Genomic DNA, 21,128 nt, shown 5'->3' with positions numbered 1-21,128 from the left:
TACGCTATTGCTGCTGGCGTAACAACTAAGCAGAATATCGCCTTCAGGCAGTAGAGGTGGTTATGGTTAATCTGGCGTTGATGGGCGCGTTTATTCCCACGTTTTTGTTTGTTTCAGTCACGCCGGGTATGTGCATGACGCTGGCGATGACACTGGGTATGAGCCAGGGTGTGCGCCGTACGTTGTGGATGATGTGGGGCGAAATGCTCGGCGTGGCGCTGGTGGCCATATTGGCTGTGTGCGGTGTTGCCGCAATTATGCTGCAGTTTCCGGCTGTTTTTCAGTGGTTTAAAATCGCCGGTGCCGCCTATGTCGCTTATATAGGCCTGCAAATGTGGCGTGCTAAAGGCAAGCTGGCGCTGCCGCAGCCGGGTGAATTACCTGCGCTGATGCCAAGGCGCACGCTATTTAGCCAGGGCTTTATTACCGCAGTGTCCAATCCCAAGGGCTGGGCCTTTCATATGGCGCTGTTGCCACCGTTTTTAGACCCAACACTGGCGTTCTGGCCGCAGTTGCTGGTGCTGGTGGCAATTATTATTCTGCTGGAATTTGGCTCGATGCTGCTGTACGCCAGCGGTGGTAAAGCCTTAGCGCTGTTTTTCGGCAAAGCCAACCGCGTACAGTACTTAAACCGCATCGGCGCCAGCCTGATGTTTGGCGTGGCGCTCTGGATGCTGTTGGGCTGACGGCTTACAACTGCAACACTGTATCTACTCCCGATTGAGAAACAAAGTCAACGTCATGGCTTACCAATACAAAGCCTGATTGATATTGTGCCAAGGCTTCCGCCAACAGTTGCTTGGCCTGAAGGTCCAAATGGTTATCTGGTTCGTCGAGTAAAAGTAACCTGCCGGTATGCTGGCTAACCATCAGCATTGCCAGTTTCATTAGCTCACCCCCACTAAGTGCCTTTGCGGGCTTTAGTGCCTGATTATTACGAAAGCCAACACCAGCCAGCAGGGTACGGGCAAGCGTTTCTGTAAGAGCGGGGCAATAGCGGCGCAGGTTATTCAATGCTGTTGCGCCGCGGTCAACCACACTGAAATGCTGATCCAGATATTGCACGTCGCAATTTAGCCGTAACGTACCTGAGTAAAAGTCGACTTTTCCGGCAAGAACCTGCAGCAAGGTAGATTTACCACTGCCGTTAAGGCCTTGCAGATGTACCCGCTGTTTGTTGCTCCAGCTGAAACTTAACGGTGTGCGATTGCCGAACGGTAGTTGTATAGCTTCTGCAGTTATCAGCGTTTTCGTGCCTGCTGATGTTTCTGCAGACAGATAAAACTGTTGCGGCTTCAGCGTTTGCTGTTGTGCTTTTATCTGTCGTAACTGCTGCTCGGCCTGTTGAAGTTGCTGTTGTTCCTGCACACGCCGGCCTGATACAGCACTTTGCGCGCGGTTTTTGTTGTAATCCAGCAAAATGGTCGCCTGGCTGCCACGACGCTGTTCACCCTGTCGTTGTCGTTTGGCAGCCTTTTCAGCTGCGGCCTGGGCATTGCGTTGGCGCTGCTGTAGCTGTTTTTCTGCGTGTTTTTGCTTCTGTTGTAGTGCAGCGTGCTGCAACTGACGTTGTTGCTGATAAAAATCATAGTTACCGCCAAAGCGCTGCAGGCCGTTGCTGGTTAGCTCATATAACACCTCTACCTGTTGCAACAGGGCCCTGTCATGGCTGATAAGCAGAATGGCTGCGCCGGGCCTGGCTGCAAATTGGCGCAATTGCTCGCTTAGCCAATTGCGGCCTGCTGTATCAAGATGATTTGACGGTTCATCAAGAATGAGCAATGGCTGTGGTTGATAAAATGCCCACCAAAGCCGCAGGCGTGTCATCTGGCCACCGCTTAATACCGATGCGTTTTGCCAGTAATCGGTTGGGGCGTTGATTTGCCGCAGCTCAGCCTGTAAGTCATCGGCGAGTTGCCAATGGTTATCTATCAGGCTTAGCGTATTGCCATCAAACTGGCCGCTCGCCAGTTGCTGCAAGGCGCGTAATATCGGCTCAAGGCCTAACAGCGCAGCGATACTGCGTTGCTGCCAGCCAGGTTGGGGCAGTTGCGCCAATAAATAACACTGCTTTGGATGCTGTGCTGCCAGTTGACTGGCCAGCACTGATTTACCGGCGCCGTTGCGGCCAATAAGGCCGTTTATGCCGCTATCGAGTGTTAGTTTTATGTCGTGGTAAAGCGTCTCGCCGCTGGCAAGGTTAAAGCTACAAGGTGAAAAGCTGAAAAAGGTCATAATGCCTCCTGATAATTCAGGGGCGGGCAACAGATACAGCGAAGGCAGTGCTATAGCCTACTGACAACAAACCCACTAACCCTGATAAGTCCTAAATAAAAAGTGACGGTTAATCAGGATTTAGTTGTTCATTTCAGTACGATACTCCAGAGTGAGCAGGACGGCGGAATTATAACCTGTTCCGCCGTAATAACAATGCGCTAAGTAGGTTAGGTTTAACAGCCGTTTAGCGCTCGATAATAAAATCGGCTTTGCTGCGGCGAACCTTTTTCAGGTTTACCAGCCAGTCGCCTTCCACTTCGCGGTAACCCAGCGGCAATAGCAAGACTGACTTCAGGCCAAGTTCTGCCAGGTTCAGGATCTGGTCGACTTTCTCCGGTTCAAAACCTTCCATCGGTGTCGCATCAACGCCTTGCTCAGCCGCGGCCAGTAAAGCTGAACCTAAGCCGATATATGCCTGACGGGCGGCATGTTCAAAATTCTCTTGCGCCGGCCGCTGGGGATACCAATTTAATAATTTCTGCCGGTAGGCTTCCCAGCCTTCGTTTTTAAAACCGCGCTGCTCGTTAACCAGATCGAACATGCTGTTAATCCGCTCTGGCGTGTAATTGTCCCAGGCGGCAAACACCAGTAAATGTGAGCTGTCGGTTATTTGCGATTGATTCCAGGCCACTGGACGAATTTTCGCTTTCAGTTCCGCATCGGTTACCACCAGCACCTGATAAGGCTGTAGGCCGCTTGAGCTGGCACTTAAGCGAATCGCCTCCAGAATATGTTCCAGCTTTTCTTGCGGAACCACCTTGTCGGCCTGAAGTTTTTTCGCGGCATAGCGCCAGTTTAGTAAATCGGTAATCTTCGACATCTGTACTTCCTACCTTATATCAGACATAACTAATTTGTACCTGTCGGTATATATGTTGCAGTTATGCTATTTCAAGCAGGGATGAGGATTATTTTTGCCTGATTTGGATAAAGCGGATAGGTGCCATCCGGGACACGGCGGAAGCGTAACCTGTTCCGCCGTCATCATAACAATGTTGCTAACGCCATTACTTGCTGTCGTTCAGCGCATGAATAGCAAAGCTACCCAGCCAGTGGCCGCCTTCGTAGCTGTCGCCAATCAGGTTGGGGTAAGAATAAGCCAGATGCTGGTCGGCAACAGCACGTAAATGCGCATACTGCGGGTACTGCTTAGCCAACCGGTACAGGTTCCAGGCACGGCTGAAGTTTAACCCATCCAGGTGCACTAACTTGCCATCGGTTCTGTCGCCCACTTCACCGGTAGCCAGCGCAAAATCAGGCTTACTCAGCTGTGGCAGGTAAGCTTGCAGCCAGGGGGTAAATTCATCTGCCGGTAAAATGCGCTGCATTAAGCCCATTTCTTCCAGGCAGGGCGATAAAAAGTCGTAGCCGCTTGGCTCCCAGTTTAACGGGCACTGCTTATCCTGCAGGTAAAATGCTTTGGCGCGCTCGGTGATTAAGGTTTTAAGTGCGCTGTGGCCGGTTTGCTCGGCGTAGTCGTAGGCAAAGCTTAAACCAAAGGCGGTGTTACTGTGCTCGCCAACGCGCACCGGATAACGTAACCGTGGCAGAAAATCCAGATAACGCTGCACTATCACATCGGTTAACGGCTGCAGGTTAGCTGCCAGTTGTTTTGCCATCGGGTCCTGCCATTGCTGCAGTTCCAACTGCAGCTTCAGTAGCCAGGCCCAGCCATAAGTACGCTCGAATGACGCATTAATGTCTTTTTTAAAAAATGCCGCTTCTTGTGCCACGTTTTCGGCGCTGAGGTTGCGTGCCAGCACCGATTTTACCGCATCTGCCTGCTCCAGCTGCTGGAACTGACGCAGCAAAGTCACCAAAGACCAGTAACCATGCACGGCACTGTGCCAGTCGAAGCAACCAAAAAATACCGGATGCACCAGCGACGGTGGCTGCAGATCAGTTGCGCTGCCAAGCACCCAACCGGTTTTGTACGGGTAAGGGGTTTCCACACAGTGCAGCGGCAGGCTAACCAGCTTATTAGCTTCGGCCAGGTTAAGCTGATGGCTCTGTGCGTTGGCTGACAGGCTGAACAGGCCCAGAGCAGCAAGCAAAGTACTGCGACGTAACGTTTTTATTATCATATAGTTACCTTGAAGGGGAGTGCTTAACGGCAATGACAGTTTTATAACCTGGCCAAGAGTAGCACTAATGTGGCGGTATTGTCTGCGCTGTTTTGGCGCAGCTTAACGTAAATACAACGCACTGGGCTGATCCGGCTTGCTCCGCTGCTGTGAACATGGATAATTTAGCCCGACGTAAAACGATAATAACCTCTTCCACGGAATAATTATGAACACCAAATACCTGTTAACTGCTGCAGCACTGGGTGTAAGCCTTGCTGCTGTGGCCGATGAAGGTCAGTGGCAGCCACATCAGCTGGCAGAGCTGCAGGCCGAACTTAGCGCCAAAGGCATTGAGATCCCTGGCAAGCAGCTGGCTGATTTAAGCCAGTACCCAATGAGTGCTATTGTCAGCCTGGGCTACTGCTCAGCCTCTTTTGTCTCACCGAATGGTCTGGTGGTAACTAACCACCACTGTGGCTATAACGCGATTCAGAATAACTCGACTAAAGATAATAACCTGATTGAAAAAGGTTTTTTGGCTAAAAGCCAGAGCGAAGAGTTACCGGCCGGGGCGCAGGAGCGGTTATATATTACTGAATCAGTGACTGATGTTACCGCGCAGGTATCCGGTAATTTACCGGCTGAGCTAACCGGCAGCGAGCGTTATGAAGCGATTGAGACCAACCGTAAAGCGCTGATTAAAAGCTGTGAGTCAGATGCAAACTACCGCTGCTCGGTGGTCAGTTTTCACCATGGACTGGAGTATTTCCAGATCAAGCAGCTGATGCTGCAGGATGTGCGCCTGGTGTATGCGCCAAGTGAAGCCATTGGTAACTTTGGCGGCGATATCGATAACTTTGAATACCCGCGCCATACCGGCGATTACACCTTTTTACGTGGTTATGTAGGTAAAGATGGTAAACCGGCGCCGTATTCCGTAGATAACGTGCCGTACCAGAGCAAACATTACCTGAAAGTAAACGCCAACGGCGTGCGTGCCGGTGATGGTATTTTGCTGGCCGGTTACCCTGGCCGCACCAGCCGCTACCGGCTGGCTGATGAAATTGCCTTTGCCGCAGACTGGCAGTACCCGGCGCAGGTGAAAACCTATCAGCAGATCATCAGCACCATTGACCGCTTAGGCGCGACCGATGCCGATCTGAAGGTAAAATACGCCTCAACAGTGAAAAGCCTGAACAACCGGATGAAAAAACTGCAAGGCTTGCTGGATGGCTTTAAAGTGACCGATATTCATGCCATCAAACAGCAGCAGGAACAAGAACTGCTGAACTGGATAAACAGCGATAGCGCCTATCAGCAGTACCAGCAAAGTATTGGCGCCCTGAAAACCGTTATCGATGCCGAGCAGGCTTATACCCAGCAAACCTACTATTTTGACAACGCCAAGCGCAGCGATATGTTGCAGGCGGCCATGCTGTTGTACCGCTTAGCGGTAGAAAGCGAAAAGCCGGATGCACAGCGCGAAATGGGTTTTCAGCAGCGCGATCTGGCGATGATTGAAAACCGTTTAACGCGGATGGAAAAAAGCTTTCACCCGACAATGGACTTAGCCATTTGGTCAGAACAACTGGCGGAATACCTGGCCCAGCCTGATGCGGTGCGGATAAGCGAACTGGATGCTGCGCTGGGGTTAACGCCGGGCATGAGCCAGGCGCAAATCAGCGCCAAACTGGCTGCGCTATACCCACAAAGTGAGCTAACCAGCACGGCAGGGCGCAAAGCCTGGCTGGGTAAAACCCCGGCTGATTTTGCCAACAGCAGCGACCCATTTATCAAACTGGCCGTTGCGCTTTATGCTAAAAACAAAGCGCTGGAGCTGGAAGAAAAAACCTTAGGCGGTCAATTGCTGCAGGTACGCCCGGCCTATATGCAGGCGGTTATTGCTTACAACAAAACGCTGGGTAAACCGGTATACCCCGATGCCAACAGTACATTGCGTATCACTTACGGCACCGTTGATGGTTACCCGGCCAAAGATGGTGTGTATAAAACACCCTTTACGTCGGTAAAAGGCCTTATTGCCAAGCGTCAGGACGAATATCCGTTTAGCTTGCCGCAAAAACTGGTAGATGCCTACAACGCCGGTAAAACAGACGGTTATTACTACGCCGATTTAGCGCCAGAGTATAAACCTGGCCTGCTGTGCCGTATTGGCGGTTGCGCCAAACCAGAGGTAAAGGCCTTTAATTCGGTACCGGTTAACTTTTTATCCAGCGCCGACACCACTGGTGGTAACTCAGGTTCCGCGGTAATGAACGGTAAAGGCGAGCTGGTCGGGTTAAACTTTGACTCAACTTATGAGTCGATCACCAAAGACTGGTATTTTAACCCGGAAATTACCCGTGCTATTCATGTTGATATCCGCTACGTGCTGTGGCTGATGGAACATGTTGATGGCGCTCAGAACCTGCTCGAAGAGATGGATATCGTCCGCTAATGTTACACTGCGACAGGCAGTTTACTGCCTGTCGCAGCTGCCGTTTTTATCACTTACCCAGCCAGAGTTTTATCTTCCCGCTTGACCGTTACAGGTGAATCATCTAGCCTTAAGAAAGCGCTTACATTTTTACATCAATACAACAATATTGCCTGCGCAAACCGCGACAAGGCAGAGAAAATAAGCGCCTCAGGACAGGATAAGATAATACCACCGGCTAATACCGGTAATAACGCCACGACAGCAACGCAACCGGCAGCTAACCCTGATGGCGGCGCGTGGCAACGTTAGCACACTTCATTTGAAAGACAGCCAGGTCGCTGAGCGCGAAATTAAGCCTGACCGGTTTGCTCTTAATCAACCGTTGCAGGCCATGGATGGCCGATAAATTTGTTTGGAACGAATTTGAACAGCGTAGCTGGCCCGTAAGGGCAAACTTCAAGGATGAAGTTTGTAAATCGAGCCTCAGGGACGATTTATGGCGTGTTGATGTGAGCAAACCGGTCAGGCAGACAAATGAGCTGCTCGGAGCTTACTCTCTTTCTATCAGCATTGCCCGATACGGCGCGCCCTGGCAAGCAGTTAACGCTATGGCGTGACAGTTAACTTAACCTGCAACCGATGGGTTTGTGCAAATGAAAACAATGATCAGAACGTCGCTGGCGTTATGCGGCCTGCTGCTGACGCAGCCAGCCAGTGCCGATGTCAGCAATCCGCAAATTGGTAACTTACTGTTTGAAGACAACTTTAACAGTCTGAACAGCAACAACTGGACCCCAAACGAAGGGGATGGTTGTGCTATTGGTTTATGTGGCTGGGGTAATCAGGAACTGCAATGGTACAGCAGCAATAACCTCAGCATTGAAGATGTGCCCGGCGAGCCTGGCAACAAAGCCCTGGTATTTCAGGCCCGTAACGACAATATCGGCGGCCGCGCTTTCAGCTCTGGCAAAATAGACAGTCAGCATAAACTGGCCGTGCAGTACGGCATGATAGAAGTACGGATGCGGGTGCCTGATTTGGCAACTGGCTTGTGGCCAGCGGCGTGGATGTTGGGTACCAGTACCGCCAGCTGGCCGGCCAAAGGCGAAATTGACATGATGGAAATGGGCCACCGGGCGCAGGCGCGGGCAGACTCCGGCCATGCCGGTGCCAATATCAACAGCTATGTGGGGGCCAATGCCATTTTTTATGCTGACGCCGCCTGTGTGCCGGAAAATCCAACCTGTGCCGCAATGACCGCCTGGCAAACCGACAATGCCTATGTCGCTGCGCAGCCGCTGAGCAACCGTTTTGTGACTTACCGCACTTATTGGACCGACAGCCAGCTACGTTTTACCGTGGTTGACAATGGTGTCGAGTACGATATGTATGATGCGCCTATCAGCATTACAGCCGAGTCCAGTGAACTGCAGCAACCGTTTTATCTGCTGGCAAACCTGGCTGTCGGGGGTAACTTTACCGATGCCGCAAACAACAGCCAGGTGACTGCACCGCTGCCCGGCAAAATGTATCTCGATTATATCCGCGTATATCAGCTTAACGGCCAGGGCCAGGTATTCAGCGGCAATATTAACCCGCCGGAAACCGGTAGCTTTGGTGTTTTTACCGACAGCACTGCCGTCAGCAACAGCCTGCAGCCGGGCGTCAGCTCGGATATCTATATCTGGAACCAGAGTTCAGTAGTGGCAGGCAATACGGCACCGGCAGAGGGCAACAACGTTATTGCCTGGCAGTATGTGGCACCGAACCAGTGGTTTGGTGGCGGTGTGCACGTCAGACAGCTGCGCGATATGAGTAACTTTGCCGATGGCACGGTCAGCTTTCGTATCAAGATACCGGCAGATGTCAGTTTTCGTATTGGCATAGCTGACGATTACACCAACCAGAACTGGATCACTTTTCCGGCCAATGAAAGCAAATACGGCTTAGTGCGCAACGGACAGTGGGGGCAGGTAACGATACCGGTTGCCGACTTGCGTGGCAGTTTAATTGCGCTGCAGGCGTTAAGCGGCATGTTTTACATTGCCAGTGTTGATGGCCAGTTACCGGGTTACAGCTTCCAGTTCGCTATTGATGATATTGTCTGGCATGGTGGTGGCAACAGTAACCAGCAGGCAGATACTGACGGCGATGGTGTGCCGGACAGTGCCGATCAATGCAGTAATACTGCACCGGGCGCAGCCGTTGATGCCAATGGTTGCCCGACCGCCAGCGGTGCCTTTGGTGTAGCACAAACCAGTGCAGACAGCGTACGCTTTTTCGTTAACAGTAGTAGCTGGGCCGATGTGCATTATACGGTGAACAGCGGCGGCCAAATCAATGTAGCTATGCAACAAGCCAGCGGTGTAAACCAATATACGGTATCAAACTTGTCGGCCGGGGCTGAGCTGAATTACTTTTTCACTTACTGGGACACCGCTAACGGTTATGCGGTAGATACGCCGTGGCAAAGTTATACTCTTGGCAGTGGCGTGAACCCGCAGCCGGATCCTGATCCGGACCCACAGCCTGAACCAGGCCAGGACAGCGATGGCGACGGTGTGGAAGATGCACTGGATAATTGTAGTGGTACGCCGTCAGGCGTGCCCGTCAACGCCAATGGCTGCCCGTTAACCTCGGTTGATGTGGTGCCGCTGTATAGCGCGTCGACCGTGCTGGAACCCGCCATTCAGTTTGACCGCGGCGATGCGCTGGTGACCCGTTTTTCTGATCGGGCGCGCGACAGGCATGCCAAAGAAAACCATTTTCAGGCCTACGATCATTACCTGACGTTTTACTGGGAAGACAGAACCGCCGCTATTGAGATTGTTGACTACGTCGCTAAAGGCGGCAGCGGCATTCGCATGAATGTGGTGACGCAAAATAAACTGGATGATTTACAGGCAGAAAACCGCTGGTGGTATATCGGGGTGAATACGCTGGCCGAGTTTTGCGGTAACGGTGTGATGAATATGGTCGACTACACCCATTACTGGAAAGAAGAAAGCTATAACTGCCGTGAAGGCCGGCCGATCCAGGTGGGCGATAAGCTGGAGTTTGAAATCAGTCAGTTTCTTGATGCGGCCATCCTGCCACGCGGTCGCTCAAACTATTACGGCACCACCTTTTTATACATTGTTGGCCAGGGCATAGTGCCGTGGGATGTCACCGATAAACAGGTGTTTCAGCCGGGTAATTACCTGCAACGTGACTCAATACCGGTACCTGCGGCTGCCCGTCTCGGTGGTGATACCACCTTACACGTGCAGATGACGGCTGAGCCGGATGGTCATTTTCAACAGATGGCGACTAATCTGGGCTACGACAACGGCCAGCCGTTTGTGCTGGGCCGTCGTGTGCACCATAGCTCAGCAGTAGATGGCAGCCATGATGAACATGCTGAAAACGGTGTTTTCACTGATATGGCCGGTTTAAGCGGGTCGCATTACATCAATGACCGCTGCGCCGGTTGCCATGTACGTAATGGCCGGGCAGCCGTTGCGGCTATTGGCGAGTCACTGGATAAATGGGTGTTTAAAGTCGCCGATGCCGGCGGTAACCCGCACCCGCAACTGGGCCGTGTGCTGCAAAGCAAAACCAACGGCAGTGCCAGCAGTGAAGGCAATGTTTCCATTGCTTCTTTTACCGAAAGCAACGGCCTGCGTAAACCAAACTATCAGTTCAGCGGTGTCGTACCGCAGCTGTTTTCAGCGCGTATTGCGCCGCAATTAAACGGTATGGGCCTGCTTGAAGCGATACCGGAGGCTGCCATACTGGCGCTGGAAGATGAAAACGACAGCAATGGTGATGGCATTTCCGGCCGCGCGCAGCGTGTGGTTGACCCGCAAAGCGGTGACACCCGGCTGGGCCGCTTTGGTTACAAAGCGGCTACTGCCAGTGTGCGGCATCAGGTTGCTGCAGCGCTGAATACCGATATGGGCGTAATGACAGCAATGTTCTCCAGCCCGGATTGTGGCAGCAGCCAGAGCGGTTGTGCCAGCAGTGGCCGGCAGTTGCCTGAACAGCATCTGGATAATCTGGTGAAATACGTATCGCTACTGGGCGTACGGCCACAGCGGGATTATAACGATGCTCAGGTGATCCAGGGTAAAAACGTTTTCCGCAATATTGGCTGTAATGGCTGCCACACCGAAAGCCACCAAACCAGCAGTTTTCACCCGCTGGCCGAACTGCGCGATCAGACCATTTACCCTTACACCGACCTGTTGCTGCACGATATGGGCCCTGGGCTGGCAGACAATTTAGGCGAGGGGAATGCCAGTGGTGCCGAATGGCGCACTGCACCGCTTTGGGGCTTAGGTTTGTCGGCCTGTGTTACCGGAGGGGTCGCCGGCGGCCGAGGCTGGGATGCCTTTGGTCTGGATGGTTATGAGTACTGCACACCGCAACACAGCTACCTGCATGATGGCCGTGCCCGCAGCATTGATGAAGCCATCCGCTGGCACGGCGGAGAAGGGCAGGCCAGCAACGATAATTATCAGGCATTGCCGGATAATGAGCGCAATGCCCTGCTGGCCTTTCTAAACAGCCTGTAACATAAACACTGATAAAGGGTTAAGCCGGTTATCGCTTAACCCTGATCCGGAATTTCCGGCTCGGTAAGTTGCGCCAGTAATTGCAACGACTCCTGCCAGCCGGCATAGCAAAACTCTACCGGTATAGCCTCCGGTATCCCGCTTTGCTCAATGCGCAGCTCAGTGCCGCATAACACTGGCGTTAACCTGACAACTACCTGCATTTGCCCGGGCAGGTTCGGGTCGTCAAACTGATCGTTATAGCGGATCAGCTCATTAGGTTTCAGCTCTAGATAAGTGCCGCCAAAGCTGTGGCTGCTGCCGGTATTAAAATTGGTAAATGACATTTTATAGCCACCGCCTACGCGGGCATCCATACTGTGTACCTTGCCGGTAAAACCGTGTGGCGGACACCACTTAACCAGTGCATCGGGGTCTAAAAAGGCCCGGTAGACGCGCTCAGGTTTTGCTTTAATCACCCGGTGCAGGGTAACAGTATTGCCGCTCATAATATGCTCCTGTTGGCTGTGAGAACGTTAGTAGTTTGTGTCACAGCTTAGTCGACTGAGCTGCGGGCAAATCGACAACAGCAAAATAATTTTCTGCAGCGCGCTGTTTCAGCTAAGTTTGGCGGTGTACTCCACTGCCAGTTTATCCAGTGTCACTTCAGCAAAACGGCGCAGCACCAGTTGCCCGGCTTCGTGCAGTACATCGTCTATGGCCAGGTTGACCGCTTTTTCAATCGGGCAATTGGTGTGCTCGTCGGTTAAACCTATGGTGAACAGTGAGGCTTCACTGAGCGAGCGATGAATATCCAGCAGAGTAATACAGTGCAGCGGCTTGGCCAGCGTCCAGCCGCCACCGTGGCCTTTGACTGCATTCACATAGCCTTGCTCCCGTAACAACGACATAGTGCGGCGCACTACTACAGGGTTAGTGCCCAGCATAATGGCAATGTTATCTGAGGTTACCGCCTGCTCTAAATGATGCATATGCACCAGCACATGTAGCATGCGCGATAAGCGACTGTCTTTACGCATAACACACTCATCTGAAAAAGATTGTCAGCCATTCTAGCGTAGTTTTAAGAAACTTTTTATGTTACATGAGTTGTTTTTGCTTTTTACGTAACTTATGATGTTTCTTAAGTTGCGATGTCGCGATAACAGCTATCAACAGGAGACGATGATGATGTGGGATGCAATAGTGATTGGCGGCAGCTTTGCCGGACTGTCTGCTGCGATGCAGCTGGCCCGCGGCCAGCGTTCGGTGCTGCTGATAGATGCCGGCGAGCCGCGTAACCGTTTTGCCACTGCATCACACGGCTTTTTTGCCGCCGATGGCATGGCGCCGGCAGAGCTACAGGGGCGTGCCTGGCAGCAACTGTTGGCCTACCCCAATGTAACCTTCCGTCAGAGCAGGGTGCAGTCTGCACAACAGCAAGCTAACGGCTTTAGTGTGACAGACGAAGTAGGGCAGCAGTATCAGACTAAAGTGCTTATCCTGGCCACCGGGCTGGTGGATACGTTGCCAGATATCGACGGCCTGAAGCCGCGCTGGGGTAAATCGGTGATCCATTGTCCGTATTGCCACGGCTATGAATACCGTCAGCAGCCGATAGCGGTTATTGCAAATGGCGCGGCGTCGGTGCATCAGGCCGGTATTCTGCCGGATTGGGGCCCGGTGACCTATTTCAGCCAGAGCCGGTTTTTACCGGACCCGGAGCAGCAGGTTGTGCTGCAAAAGCGTGGCGTTAAGGTAGAACATACGCCGGTGGTGGCGATACTGGGTGATGCCGACAACGTAAGCGCAGTAAAACTGGCGGATGGCCGCGAGATAGCAACCGGTGTGGTGTACGTTGCGTCAGAAACCAGCTTTGGCCACAGCCTGCTGCAGCAACTGGGCTGTGAGCTGGAGCAGGGGCCAACCGGCGTTTATGTTAAAACCGATGCTATGCAGCAAAGCTCTGTCAGTGGGGTTTTTGTTGCCGGTGATATGGCTGCCCCCATGCATAACGCCATGCTGGCAGCCGCTGCCGGGGTAAAAGCCGGAGCAGCAGCGCACCGTTTTCTGATGTTTGGTTAAGCATGATTTATTAGGTGTAGGAGGCATAGTGAATACTGAAGATTTAGTCTCGGTGTTTGAGCGGCAAGCTGAGCATTATGATAGCCGTTGGCAAAAAGTCGCTCCGGTTTATCTTGGGTTGTATTTTTTACTTGAATCTGTGTTTTCATCACTCAGTGTCAAAGCCAGGGTGCTGTGTGTTGGAGTGGGCACAGGTAAAGAACTACTCTACCTTGCTGCGAAGTTTCCGGGGTGGCGTTTTACCGCTGTAGAGCCGTCATTAGCGATGTTGGATGTTTGTCGGCGGAATGCAGAAGCTGCTGGTATAGCAGAGCGTTGCCAGTTCCATCATGGTTTTTTGGACTCGTTACCTGAAGCTGACAACAGTTATGATGCTGCTACGTGTTTTCTGGTGTCTCAATTCATACTTAATCAACAGGATCGTGTCGCATTTTTCGAGCAGATAGCCCGAAAGCTTAAACTTGGCGCTATTTTAGCTACTGCTGATCTCTGTGCTGATACGGAGTCTGTACAGTATGACGAATTACTGCCTATGTGGTGTTCTTTTATGTCTGGCGCACGGGCCACAACTGAACAGATAGACAGGACAAAAGACGCATATACCAGAGATGTAGCGGTGCTGTCAGCTGATAAGGTTACGGCAATTATTGCTGCTGGCGGTTTTGAGTTGCCAGTACCGTTCTTTCAGTCAGGCTTGCTACAAGGCTGGTTCACCAGACGCATATGAGCAAGCATCTGGTTAGTTTCCGGCAGTTAGCAATTACCGTAGCGGGCTAAAAACATCGCTACGGTTTCATCAATAATATGTTGTAACTCTGGCGCGCTGGCCTGATGTAAACCAAATAATGCCGGATAAAACACGAAGGATTTTAACTGATAAACAAACTGCTGGCTGGCGAATACTGTATCGGCAATGGTCAGCACGTTAGCCTGACAAGCTTGCTGCAGAAAATCAGCCAGGTAGCGTTTACAGCCCAGCGCGTTGTCATTCATTGTCTGGGCCAGTTCAGGCTGTTTCATCATCTGTACTATGGCAATTTTGGCTACCCGCAACAGCGCCTCTGAGCTAAGCAGGGCAACCTCGTCAGCGGCGATACGACGCAACTGCTCAGCAATGGGTAACGCCGGGTTAAATTGCACTTCGCCGCCCTGACGCAGTTTGTCAGACATGCGCTGCAAAATAGCCTGAAACAGCTGCTCTTTAGTCGCGAAGTGATTATATACAGTGCGCTTGGACACCTGCGCCTGTAACGCCAGTTGATCCATGCTGGTGTGCTCTACGCCAAAGCTGTGGAATAACTCTTCCGCCGCATCAAGGATTTGCAGCCTTTTCTGATCGGATAATTTCATGTTTTCGCCTCTGATTACGCAGGCATTGTAGCGCAGACAGAAAAAGTGTGCACTACTCAGTTTACTTTTTGCTTGCTTGATGTAAACTGCACCGTGTAGTTTATTTCGTTAACAGTTTAACGATGGTAACAGGTATGCGATTAATCACCCGATTTATAACTGTGCTGCTGTGCAGCCTGACAGCCCTCGCGGCAGGAGCGTGGATAGTGAATAGCCAGATAACAGCATCAACTGACAGCCAGAGCGTGCAACAAAGCGCGCGCTATCAGGACGGTAAATTCTACAATGTGGCGCAGTTTGAACAGCCCGGTTTTATGAAAACACTGGCGATTGCCAAGCGTTATTACACTGAACCGGCGATTGATAAAGTGCCGGCATTGCCGTTGCCACTGAAACAAATCAGCCGTGCAGAGCTTGATGCGTTGCCAGACGACGGCCTGCATTTTGTTAAGCTCGGACATTCGTCAGTGCTGCTGAAAGTATATGGTGAATACTGGCTGCTTGACCCGGTATTTTCAGAGCGGGCATCGCCGTTTTCGTTTTTAGGCCCTAAACGGTTTCACCAGGCGCCTATCAGCCTGGCCGAACTGCCACCAATTAGTAAAGTATTGATTTCACACAATCATTACGATCATCTGGATAAAGCCAGCATAAAGCAGCTCGCTGCTAAAACACAGCGTTTTCTGGTGCCGCTTGGGGTTGAGGCTGATTTACAAAAATGGGGTGTGCCAGCGGCAAAGATCAGTCAGTTTGACTGGTGGCAGGAGTTGACAACGGCTAATGCGCTGATCGCGTTTACCCCGACCCAGCATTTTTCCGGCCGGGGTATTGGTGATGGCAACACTACGCTGTGGGGCTCCTGGGTGATTAAAACGGCTGCCGGCTCAGTGTATTTCAGTGGTGACTCTGGCTATTTCGATGGTTTTAAACAAATAGGCACGAAATATGGCCCCTTTGATGTGGCGTTTATCGAAACAGGCGCTTACGACAAAGACTGGCCACACATTCATATGACGCCAGAGCAAAGCGTGCAGGCACACCTGGATGTTGATGCCAAAGTGATGGTGCCGGTGCATAACGGTACTTTCGATTTAGCTTTCCATGCCTGGTATGAACCGCTGGAGCGGGTAAGTAACGCTGCGGCGGCAAATGCAGTAGCATTATATACCCCTTACTTTGGTCAGGTAGCCAGCTTAACGGCGGCGAACTGGTATAGCGCTGGCCAGCATGCCTGGTGGCGGGAACTAATGCCCACTGCACAACGGCAAGATGAGCTATTGGCCGAGTAATACTTTGATTTGGCTATTGTTAGCTTTAGGATAAATATTACATATTTATGTCCAAAATAGGTATAAATATTCAGTTTTTGCAATAAAAGTATCATCTCCGTTTTGTAGTATTGGGTACAGCTATTTGTCGCTAACCCCTAATATTACAAAACGGAAATACTATGAAGTACCTCAATCAGCATCATCAGTCGTTGCCAGTTCAACCCAAAGCCCTAAGCCGAGTTATTCATCAGCTGTTGTTAGGCAGTCTGGTGTGTTTGCCGCTGCACAGCGTGGCGCAAACAGCTGAAGAGCAGAATGTGGAAGTCATTTCGGTAACCGGCTCTTACAGTAAAAGCCTGGAAAAAGCCGTCGATTTAAAGCAAAGCAATATAGGTTTTTCTGATTCAATTGTCGCAACCGATATCGCCGATTTTCCCGAGCAAAACCTGGCGGAAGCCTTGCAGCGTATGCCGGGTGTAACGATAGAACGTAATAAAGGCCTTGGCGACAAAGTCAATGTGCGCAGCTTGCCTACTGAATTTACCCATGTATCGATTAACGACCTGGCAACGGCGTCAGGCAGTGGCGGCCGTGATGTTGAATTTGATATTTTTGCCTCAGAAATTATCCAGAGCGTAACGGTACAAAAATCACCTACCGCCGCTGATGAAGAGGGCGGCATCGCCGGTTCGGTACAGATAAGTACCGCCAGGCCGTTTGATTTCCCGGGCCGCAAACTGATCGTGTCGGCAGAAGGTGCGCATAACTCTATTTCAGAGGAAGTTGATCCTAAGTTCTCATTTTTAGCTAGCGATACCTTTGGCGATTGGGGCGCTTTGGTATCTTTTGCTAAAGCCCAGCGTACTAACCGAACTGACTCTAACTCAGGTATCAATTTCCGCCCGTCAGGCCGCTTTTTAGAGCAACGAGGCTCAGACAGCAAGCTGGCTCGTGCAGATCAGGCTGTCGCCGTACTGGAACGGGATACCGGCATTGTGATTAACGACCGTTTTGATACAGATGTCACTAACCGCATTGTGTTTCTGGATAAAGCCGGTGACCGCGTGTACTTAAATGATCAGGACAAATGGGGCGCGACTTTATCCTTGCAGTATAAGCCGGATAACAACTTCAGCCTGACGTTCGACGGCATGCTGGGTGGCTATGACAACACTGAAGATGAATATGATGCCGCGGCGTATTCGGCTTCGAGTATCAGTACTTTTGAACAAATTCACAGCTACGATAATACCACCCTGGCTGCAGACGGCATTACCGTGCTAACCGATGTGTCGTACGCGGCGACACAACATGAGTTTTTAAGCAAAGAACGCATTAACAACACCGACTACAGTCAGTTCAGCCTGACGATGGACTGGATGATCAATGGTTTTGATATCCGCGCGCTGGCGGGTTACTCCGGTGCCGAGAAAACCACAGATTACGCCAACCTGAAGCACGTTGCCTATGCGCCGTCACGTACCCGTTATACCGCTAATGGCGGCGAAACCATTAAGAGTGATAATCCGGCCAGTATCGACATGTACGATGCGGCTGATAGCTACCTGTTTGAAGCTTATGAGACCGAACTGGAAGAGGTAAGCGATGACAAATATGCACTGCAGCTGGATGTAAAAAAAGCGCTGCAGCTTGAGTTTATGCCAGCGTTGACCAGTGTACAGTTTGGGGCCCGTTATACCGATAAATCAAAAGAGCGTAATTTTGGCTCGGCAAAAATTCAGGGGCCAGCGGCGGGAGACTCATCCTGGGTAAACAGCCGTAAGCTTAGCGACAGCGAGCTGCAATGGGTAACCGATATTGTGCCGGGCGGTGCTTACAAAGCCAAAGATTTAAACTGGATGCAGGTATCTAACGCCTATGCCCGCGATACCTTCCGTTATGACGGTTTTGCTGTGCCATTTAACGTAGCCGATTATTACCGGGTAGATGAAGAAGTGCTGGCGCTTTATGCAATGGCAAACTTCGATTTCACCCTGGCTGGCAAGCCTGTTGTGCTAAACGCCGGTGTGCGGGCGGTAGATACATCAGTACTTTCATTTGGTTATCACCAGATCCAGAACGAAGACGGCTCCAACGGCTATACGCCAGCGCCGATTTCAAAAGAAGGTAGCTACAACGACATTCTGCCCAGCCTGAATATGACGGTTGAATTGCTCGATGGCGTGTTGTGGCGCACGGCGGCATCAGAAACCTTAATGCGCCCGGCTCTGACTGACATTGCCTACAAACGCTCAGTCAGCTGGAACGAGTTCCGCTTTAAAGATGGTAACCCGGATCTGAAACCGACCATGGCGAAGCAGTGGGAAACCGGTTTGGAATGGTATCTTGAAAATGGTGGTATTCTGGCCGCGTCATATTTCTGGAAAGACATTGAAGGTGTGGTACGTGAAGCACTGACAGGTGTGGTAAAAGATGTAGAAAAACGTAACGCTAACGGCACCCTGGATGGTTACTACGATTTTGATGTTTATCAGCCGGTGAATGCTGACGGCTCTTATAAAGTAACCGGGCTTGAGCTGATTGCACAGTTCCCGCTGACTATTCTGCATGATGCCCTGGATGGATTTGGCGTTAACGCTAACTACACCAAACTGGATAACACCCTGACAGGCGCATCATCACTGGGTATTGATACGCCGCCGGAAGGCCTGGCCGACAGCACCTATAACCTGACATTCTATTACGAGAATGACAGCTTCGACGCGCGCCTGTCGTACAACTACAAAGACAAGTATGTAGAACGTATTGAGCGCAGCATGTACCCGGTGTACCGCGATGCTTATGGTCAGCTGGATATCGCCATTGGTTATCAGCTGACAGACAATGTTAAGCTGAGCTTAAAAGGCATCAATATGACCGACGAGGAAACCACCGGCTACACTATGGACCCGGCATTCCCGACGATGAACGAGTACTCGGGCCGTCGTATCAGCCTGGGGCTGCGCGCCGATTTCTGAGTGTAAAAACGATAATGGTAAAGGCCACAGAATACTGCTGTGGCCTTTATATTTTCTGATGCAACAAAACGGAATAAAGCGATGGTGTTATCACAGCTTAGGTTACTGACAAAGCGGCTGGTCGCAGCAGCCCTTGCTGCTGTTTTTTGGGCTACCGGTGTAACGGTGCAAGCGGCTGATATACAGCCGGTGCAGATCGCATTTTTGCCTGATGTACACTTTCACGATATTTATGCCGATTTCCGCACCGACGGCTTTAGCGGCCTGGCTAACCGTAAAAGCGGCCAGCAAGCCGCTATCCGCACTATGGCCGCGCAACTTAAATCTACCCGTTTGTTTAACGAAAACTACTTTGCTTTTCTCGCGGCGCTGGACGACATTGCCGCCAAAGGGGTCAAGCTGGTGGTGTTGCCGGGCGATTTCAGTGACGACAGTCAGCCGGTACATGTGCGGGGGTTAAAGCAAGTACTGCAGCGTTATAGCCAGCAATATGGCATGCAGTTTTTGCTGACATTGGGCAATCATGATCCGGTGCGCCCGCTCAGCCATGCTGCTGGCAAAGCGGATTATTTGGGCGTTGATGGCAAGCCGCAACCGATATACAGCGCTGGCGCCGGTGGCTGCCCGGATAAAGCCACAGCATCGCCTGAAGATCGCCGTCTGGTGTGCTCAGAGCAGGTAAAAGAAGCCGGTTACGTAGAGCTGATGACAGAGTTGTCAGGCTTTGGTTTTTACCCCACAGTGGACTATCTGTATTGGGAGACGCCATTCAGTGACTACTCCGCCAACGGTTATGAGCTGGCAACAGCGCAGGCTCAGGCAGATCTGCAGCAGCGGCAGTATCAAATCTGCCGTCAGGGCGGGGGCGGCGCTTATCGTCAGGCGGGCTATACCGAGTGCCGTCAGGTGGTTGATGCCAGCTATCTGGTCGAGCCGATCCCGGGTTTGTGGCTACTGGCGATAGATGCCAATGTTTATATACCGGATGAGGCAGAGCCTACAGGGTTTAAAGGTTCAGGTAATGCCGGTTACAACGCTGTGCTAAAGTACAAGCCGCATGTTATTGCCTGGGTGGAGCAGGTTGCCAGACGGGCACAACAACAGGGCAAAACCCTGCTTACTTTTAGTCACTTTCCGATGCTGGAATTTTATCAGGGCCAATCTGATCATATTGCCGGTTTGCTTGGTAAAAACAGCGCCCAGCTGGGGCGCAAGCCAGATGATGACGTAGGGCACACCTTAGCTAAAGCCGGCATCCGGCTGCATGTCGGCGGCCATATGCACCTGAACAATACTAATCTGGCCCATTACAGCGATGGCCGCTACCTGCTGAATATTCAGTCGCCATCGATAGCTGCTTATGTACCGGCTTACAAACTGCTGACGGTATTGCCTGACTATGATGTCGAGGTTGATACCATAGTGCTAAACGAGGTGCCACGTTTTGACGAGTTGTTCGAGCATTACCGGCTTGAGCATCAGCAATTACGGCAAACAGATGCCGACGCAGCCTGGAACAGCGGAATTCTGCAGTCAGCGAACTATCGCGAGTTTGCCAACTGGCATTTGCGCGAACTGACACGGCAACGCTTTCTACCATCAGAGTGGCCGGAGGAACTGCGTACGCTGTTATTAGCGTTGAACGGAGAACAGATGGCAATCCTGACACAGCTGCAAACCGATATGACGTTGGCACAGCTGCAGCAATCACCTGAGCAGCTTGAACAGCTGATGCAAAGCCCACAGTGGCAAACCGCCGGGCAAAAGCTGCAGCAGGATGCAGCAAAGGCAGGTGTAGTGCTGAATACCTTTGCCGGTTGGCATGGCTTTGATGTAGCGCTGGATTTTTATCGTTTACGAAATGCCGGCAGCCTGGCGCTGACCGATATCAGCGCAGAGCGGTTAGCACAGTATCGTTTTTTGGCCGCTCAGCTGGCCAGGCAAGCCACTGACAGACAAAACAGCGGTAGCCTGACAGCCTATGTAAGCAAACAGTTTGGCTTGCTGTTTGATATGCTGGCAGTGTTTAGCAAAGGCGTGTCCTATGATCATTTTCGCATTAATCTGCACACCGGCGAGCTAACCCCATTACCGCCAGACAGCGCAGAAAAACCCTGACTGCGCTG

The 21,128-nt window shown here is 51.6% G+C and carries 15 protein-coding genes; 9 read left to right on the top strand and 6 right to left on the bottom strand.

Features of this window, described 5'->3' with window-relative positions:
• The first annotated feature begins 62 nt into the window (after window positions 1-62).
• Window positions 63-686, top strand: a complete 624-nt coding sequence (locus LHL18_RS16080; RefSeq protein ID WP_226767985.1) for a LysE family translocator — start codon at window positions 63-65, stop codon at window positions 684-686.
• A 4-nt stretch (window positions 687-690) separates the two neighbouring features.
• On the opposite strand, the gene LHL18_RS16075 is transcribed toward LHL18_RS16080, so the two are convergent.
• From LHL18_RS16075 to LHL18_RS16065, 3 genes are all read right to left on the bottom strand, one after another.
• On the bottom strand, window positions 691-2,235 hold the full coding sequence (locus tag LHL18_RS16075) for an ATP-binding cassette domain-containing protein (protein WP_226767819.1): 1,545 nt from the start codon (window positions 2,233-2,235) through the stop codon (window positions 691-693).
• A gap of 226 nt (window positions 2,236-2,461) precedes the next feature.
• On the bottom strand, window positions 2,462-3,097 hold the full coding sequence (locus tag LHL18_RS16070) for an NAD(P)H-dependent oxidoreductase (RefSeq protein ID WP_226767818.1): 636 nt from the start codon (window positions 3,095-3,097) through the stop codon (window positions 2,462-2,464).
• Between the two features lie 187 nt (window positions 3,098-3,284).
• Window positions 3,285-4,361: a DUF2891 domain-containing protein gene (locus LHL18_RS16065; RefSeq protein WP_226767817.1), complete on the bottom strand. Its 1,077-nt coding sequence runs from the start codon at window positions 4,359-4,361 to the stop codon at window positions 3,285-3,287.
• Window positions 4,362-4,569: 208 nt separating this feature from the next.
• Here LHL18_RS16065 and LHL18_RS16060 point away from each other — a divergent pair, with 208 nt between their 5' ends.
• From LHL18_RS16060 to LHL18_RS16050, 3 genes are all read left to right on the top strand, one after another.
• Window positions 4,570-6,801 (top strand): S46 family peptidase, encoded by a 2,232-nt coding sequence (locus LHL18_RS16060; protein WP_226767816.1) that lies wholly within the window; start codon window positions 4,570-4,572, stop codon window positions 6,799-6,801.
• A 377-nt stretch (window positions 6,802-7,178) separates the two neighbouring features.
• The gene (locus LHL18_RS16055; protein ID WP_226767815.1) at window positions 7,179-7,400 is read left to right on the top strand and encodes a hypothetical protein; all 222 of its coding nucleotides are present in this window, start codon (window positions 7,179-7,181) and stop codon (window positions 7,398-7,400) included.
• A gap of 36 nt (window positions 7,401-7,436) precedes the next feature.
• Complete coding sequence (locus LHL18_RS16050) at window positions 7,437-11,339, top strand: di-heme oxidoredictase family protein (protein WP_226767814.1); 3,903 nt, start codon at window positions 7,437-7,439, stop codon at window positions 11,337-11,339.
• A 35-nt stretch (window positions 11,340-11,374) separates the two neighbouring features.
• Here the strand turns inward: LHL18_RS16050 and LHL18_RS16045 are convergent, their stop codons facing one another.
• Together LHL18_RS16045 and LHL18_RS16040 are read right to left on the bottom strand one after the other, a co-directional pair.
• Window positions 11,375-11,830 carry an SRPBCC family protein gene (locus tag LHL18_RS16045; protein ID WP_404817946.1) on the bottom strand — a complete coding sequence of 152 codons (456 nt, stop codon included), beginning with the start codon at window positions 11,828-11,830 and terminating at the stop codon, window positions 11,375-11,377.
• Window positions 11,831-11,935: 105 nt separating this feature from the next.
• Complete coding sequence (locus tag LHL18_RS16040) at window positions 11,936-12,358, bottom strand: Rrf2 family transcriptional regulator (protein WP_226767812.1); 423 nt, start codon at window positions 12,356-12,358, stop codon at window positions 11,936-11,938.
• 145 nt (window positions 12,359-12,503) lie between these two features.
• Here LHL18_RS16040 and LHL18_RS16035 point away from each other — a divergent pair, with 145 nt between their 5' ends.
• Both LHL18_RS16035 and LHL18_RS16030 read left to right on the top strand, forming a co-directional pair.
• Window positions 12,504-13,403: an NAD(P)/FAD-dependent oxidoreductase gene (locus LHL18_RS16035; protein WP_226767811.1), complete on the top strand. Its 900-nt coding sequence runs from the start codon at window positions 12,504-12,506 to the stop codon at window positions 13,401-13,403.
• A 28-nt stretch (window positions 13,404-13,431) separates the two neighbouring features.
• Window positions 13,432-14,130, top strand: a complete 699-nt coding sequence (locus tag LHL18_RS16030) for a class I SAM-dependent methyltransferase (RefSeq protein WP_226767810.1) — start codon at window positions 13,432-13,434, stop codon at window positions 14,128-14,130.
• Window positions 14,131-14,156: 26 nt separating this feature from the next.
• Here LHL18_RS16030 and LHL18_RS16025 read toward each other — a convergent pair whose 3' ends face one another.
• Window positions 14,157-14,753 (bottom strand): TetR/AcrR family transcriptional regulator, encoded by a 597-nt coding sequence (locus LHL18_RS16025; protein WP_226767809.1) that lies wholly within the window; start codon window positions 14,751-14,753, stop codon window positions 14,157-14,159.
• A gap of 206 nt (window positions 14,754-14,959) precedes the next feature.
• Here LHL18_RS16025 and LHL18_RS16020 point away from each other — a divergent pair, with 206 nt between their 5' ends.
• The 3 genes from LHL18_RS16020 (at window position 14,960) to LHL18_RS16010 (ending at window position 21,120) form a co-directional block, all read left to right on the top strand.
• Window positions 14,960-16,042, top strand: a complete 1,083-nt coding sequence (locus LHL18_RS16020; RefSeq protein WP_226767808.1) for an MBL fold metallo-hydrolase — start codon at window positions 14,960-14,962, stop codon at window positions 16,040-16,042.
• Between the two features lie 161 nt (window positions 16,043-16,203).
• The gene (locus LHL18_RS16015; RefSeq protein WP_226767807.1) at window positions 16,204-19,002 is read left to right on the top strand and encodes a TonB-dependent receptor; all 2,799 of its coding nucleotides are present in this window, start codon (window positions 16,204-16,206) and stop codon (window positions 19,000-19,002) included.
• Window positions 19,003-19,041: 39 nt separating this feature from the next.
• Window positions 19,042-21,120 carry a metallophosphoesterase gene (locus tag LHL18_RS16010; RefSeq protein ID WP_226767806.1) on the top strand — a complete coding sequence of 693 codons (2,079 nt, stop codon included), beginning with the start codon at window positions 19,042-19,044 and terminating at the stop codon, window positions 21,118-21,120.
• Window positions 21,121-21,128 lie beyond the last annotated feature (8 nt).

Source organism: Rheinheimera aquimaris (genome assembly GCF_020531985.1).
GTDB lineage: Bacteria > Pseudomonadota > Gammaproteobacteria > Enterobacterales > Alteromonadaceae > Alishewanella > Alishewanella aquimaris.
The sequence above is the reverse complement of the archived record's forward strand: the minus strand, read 5'-3'. Positions and strand labels throughout refer to the sequence as shown.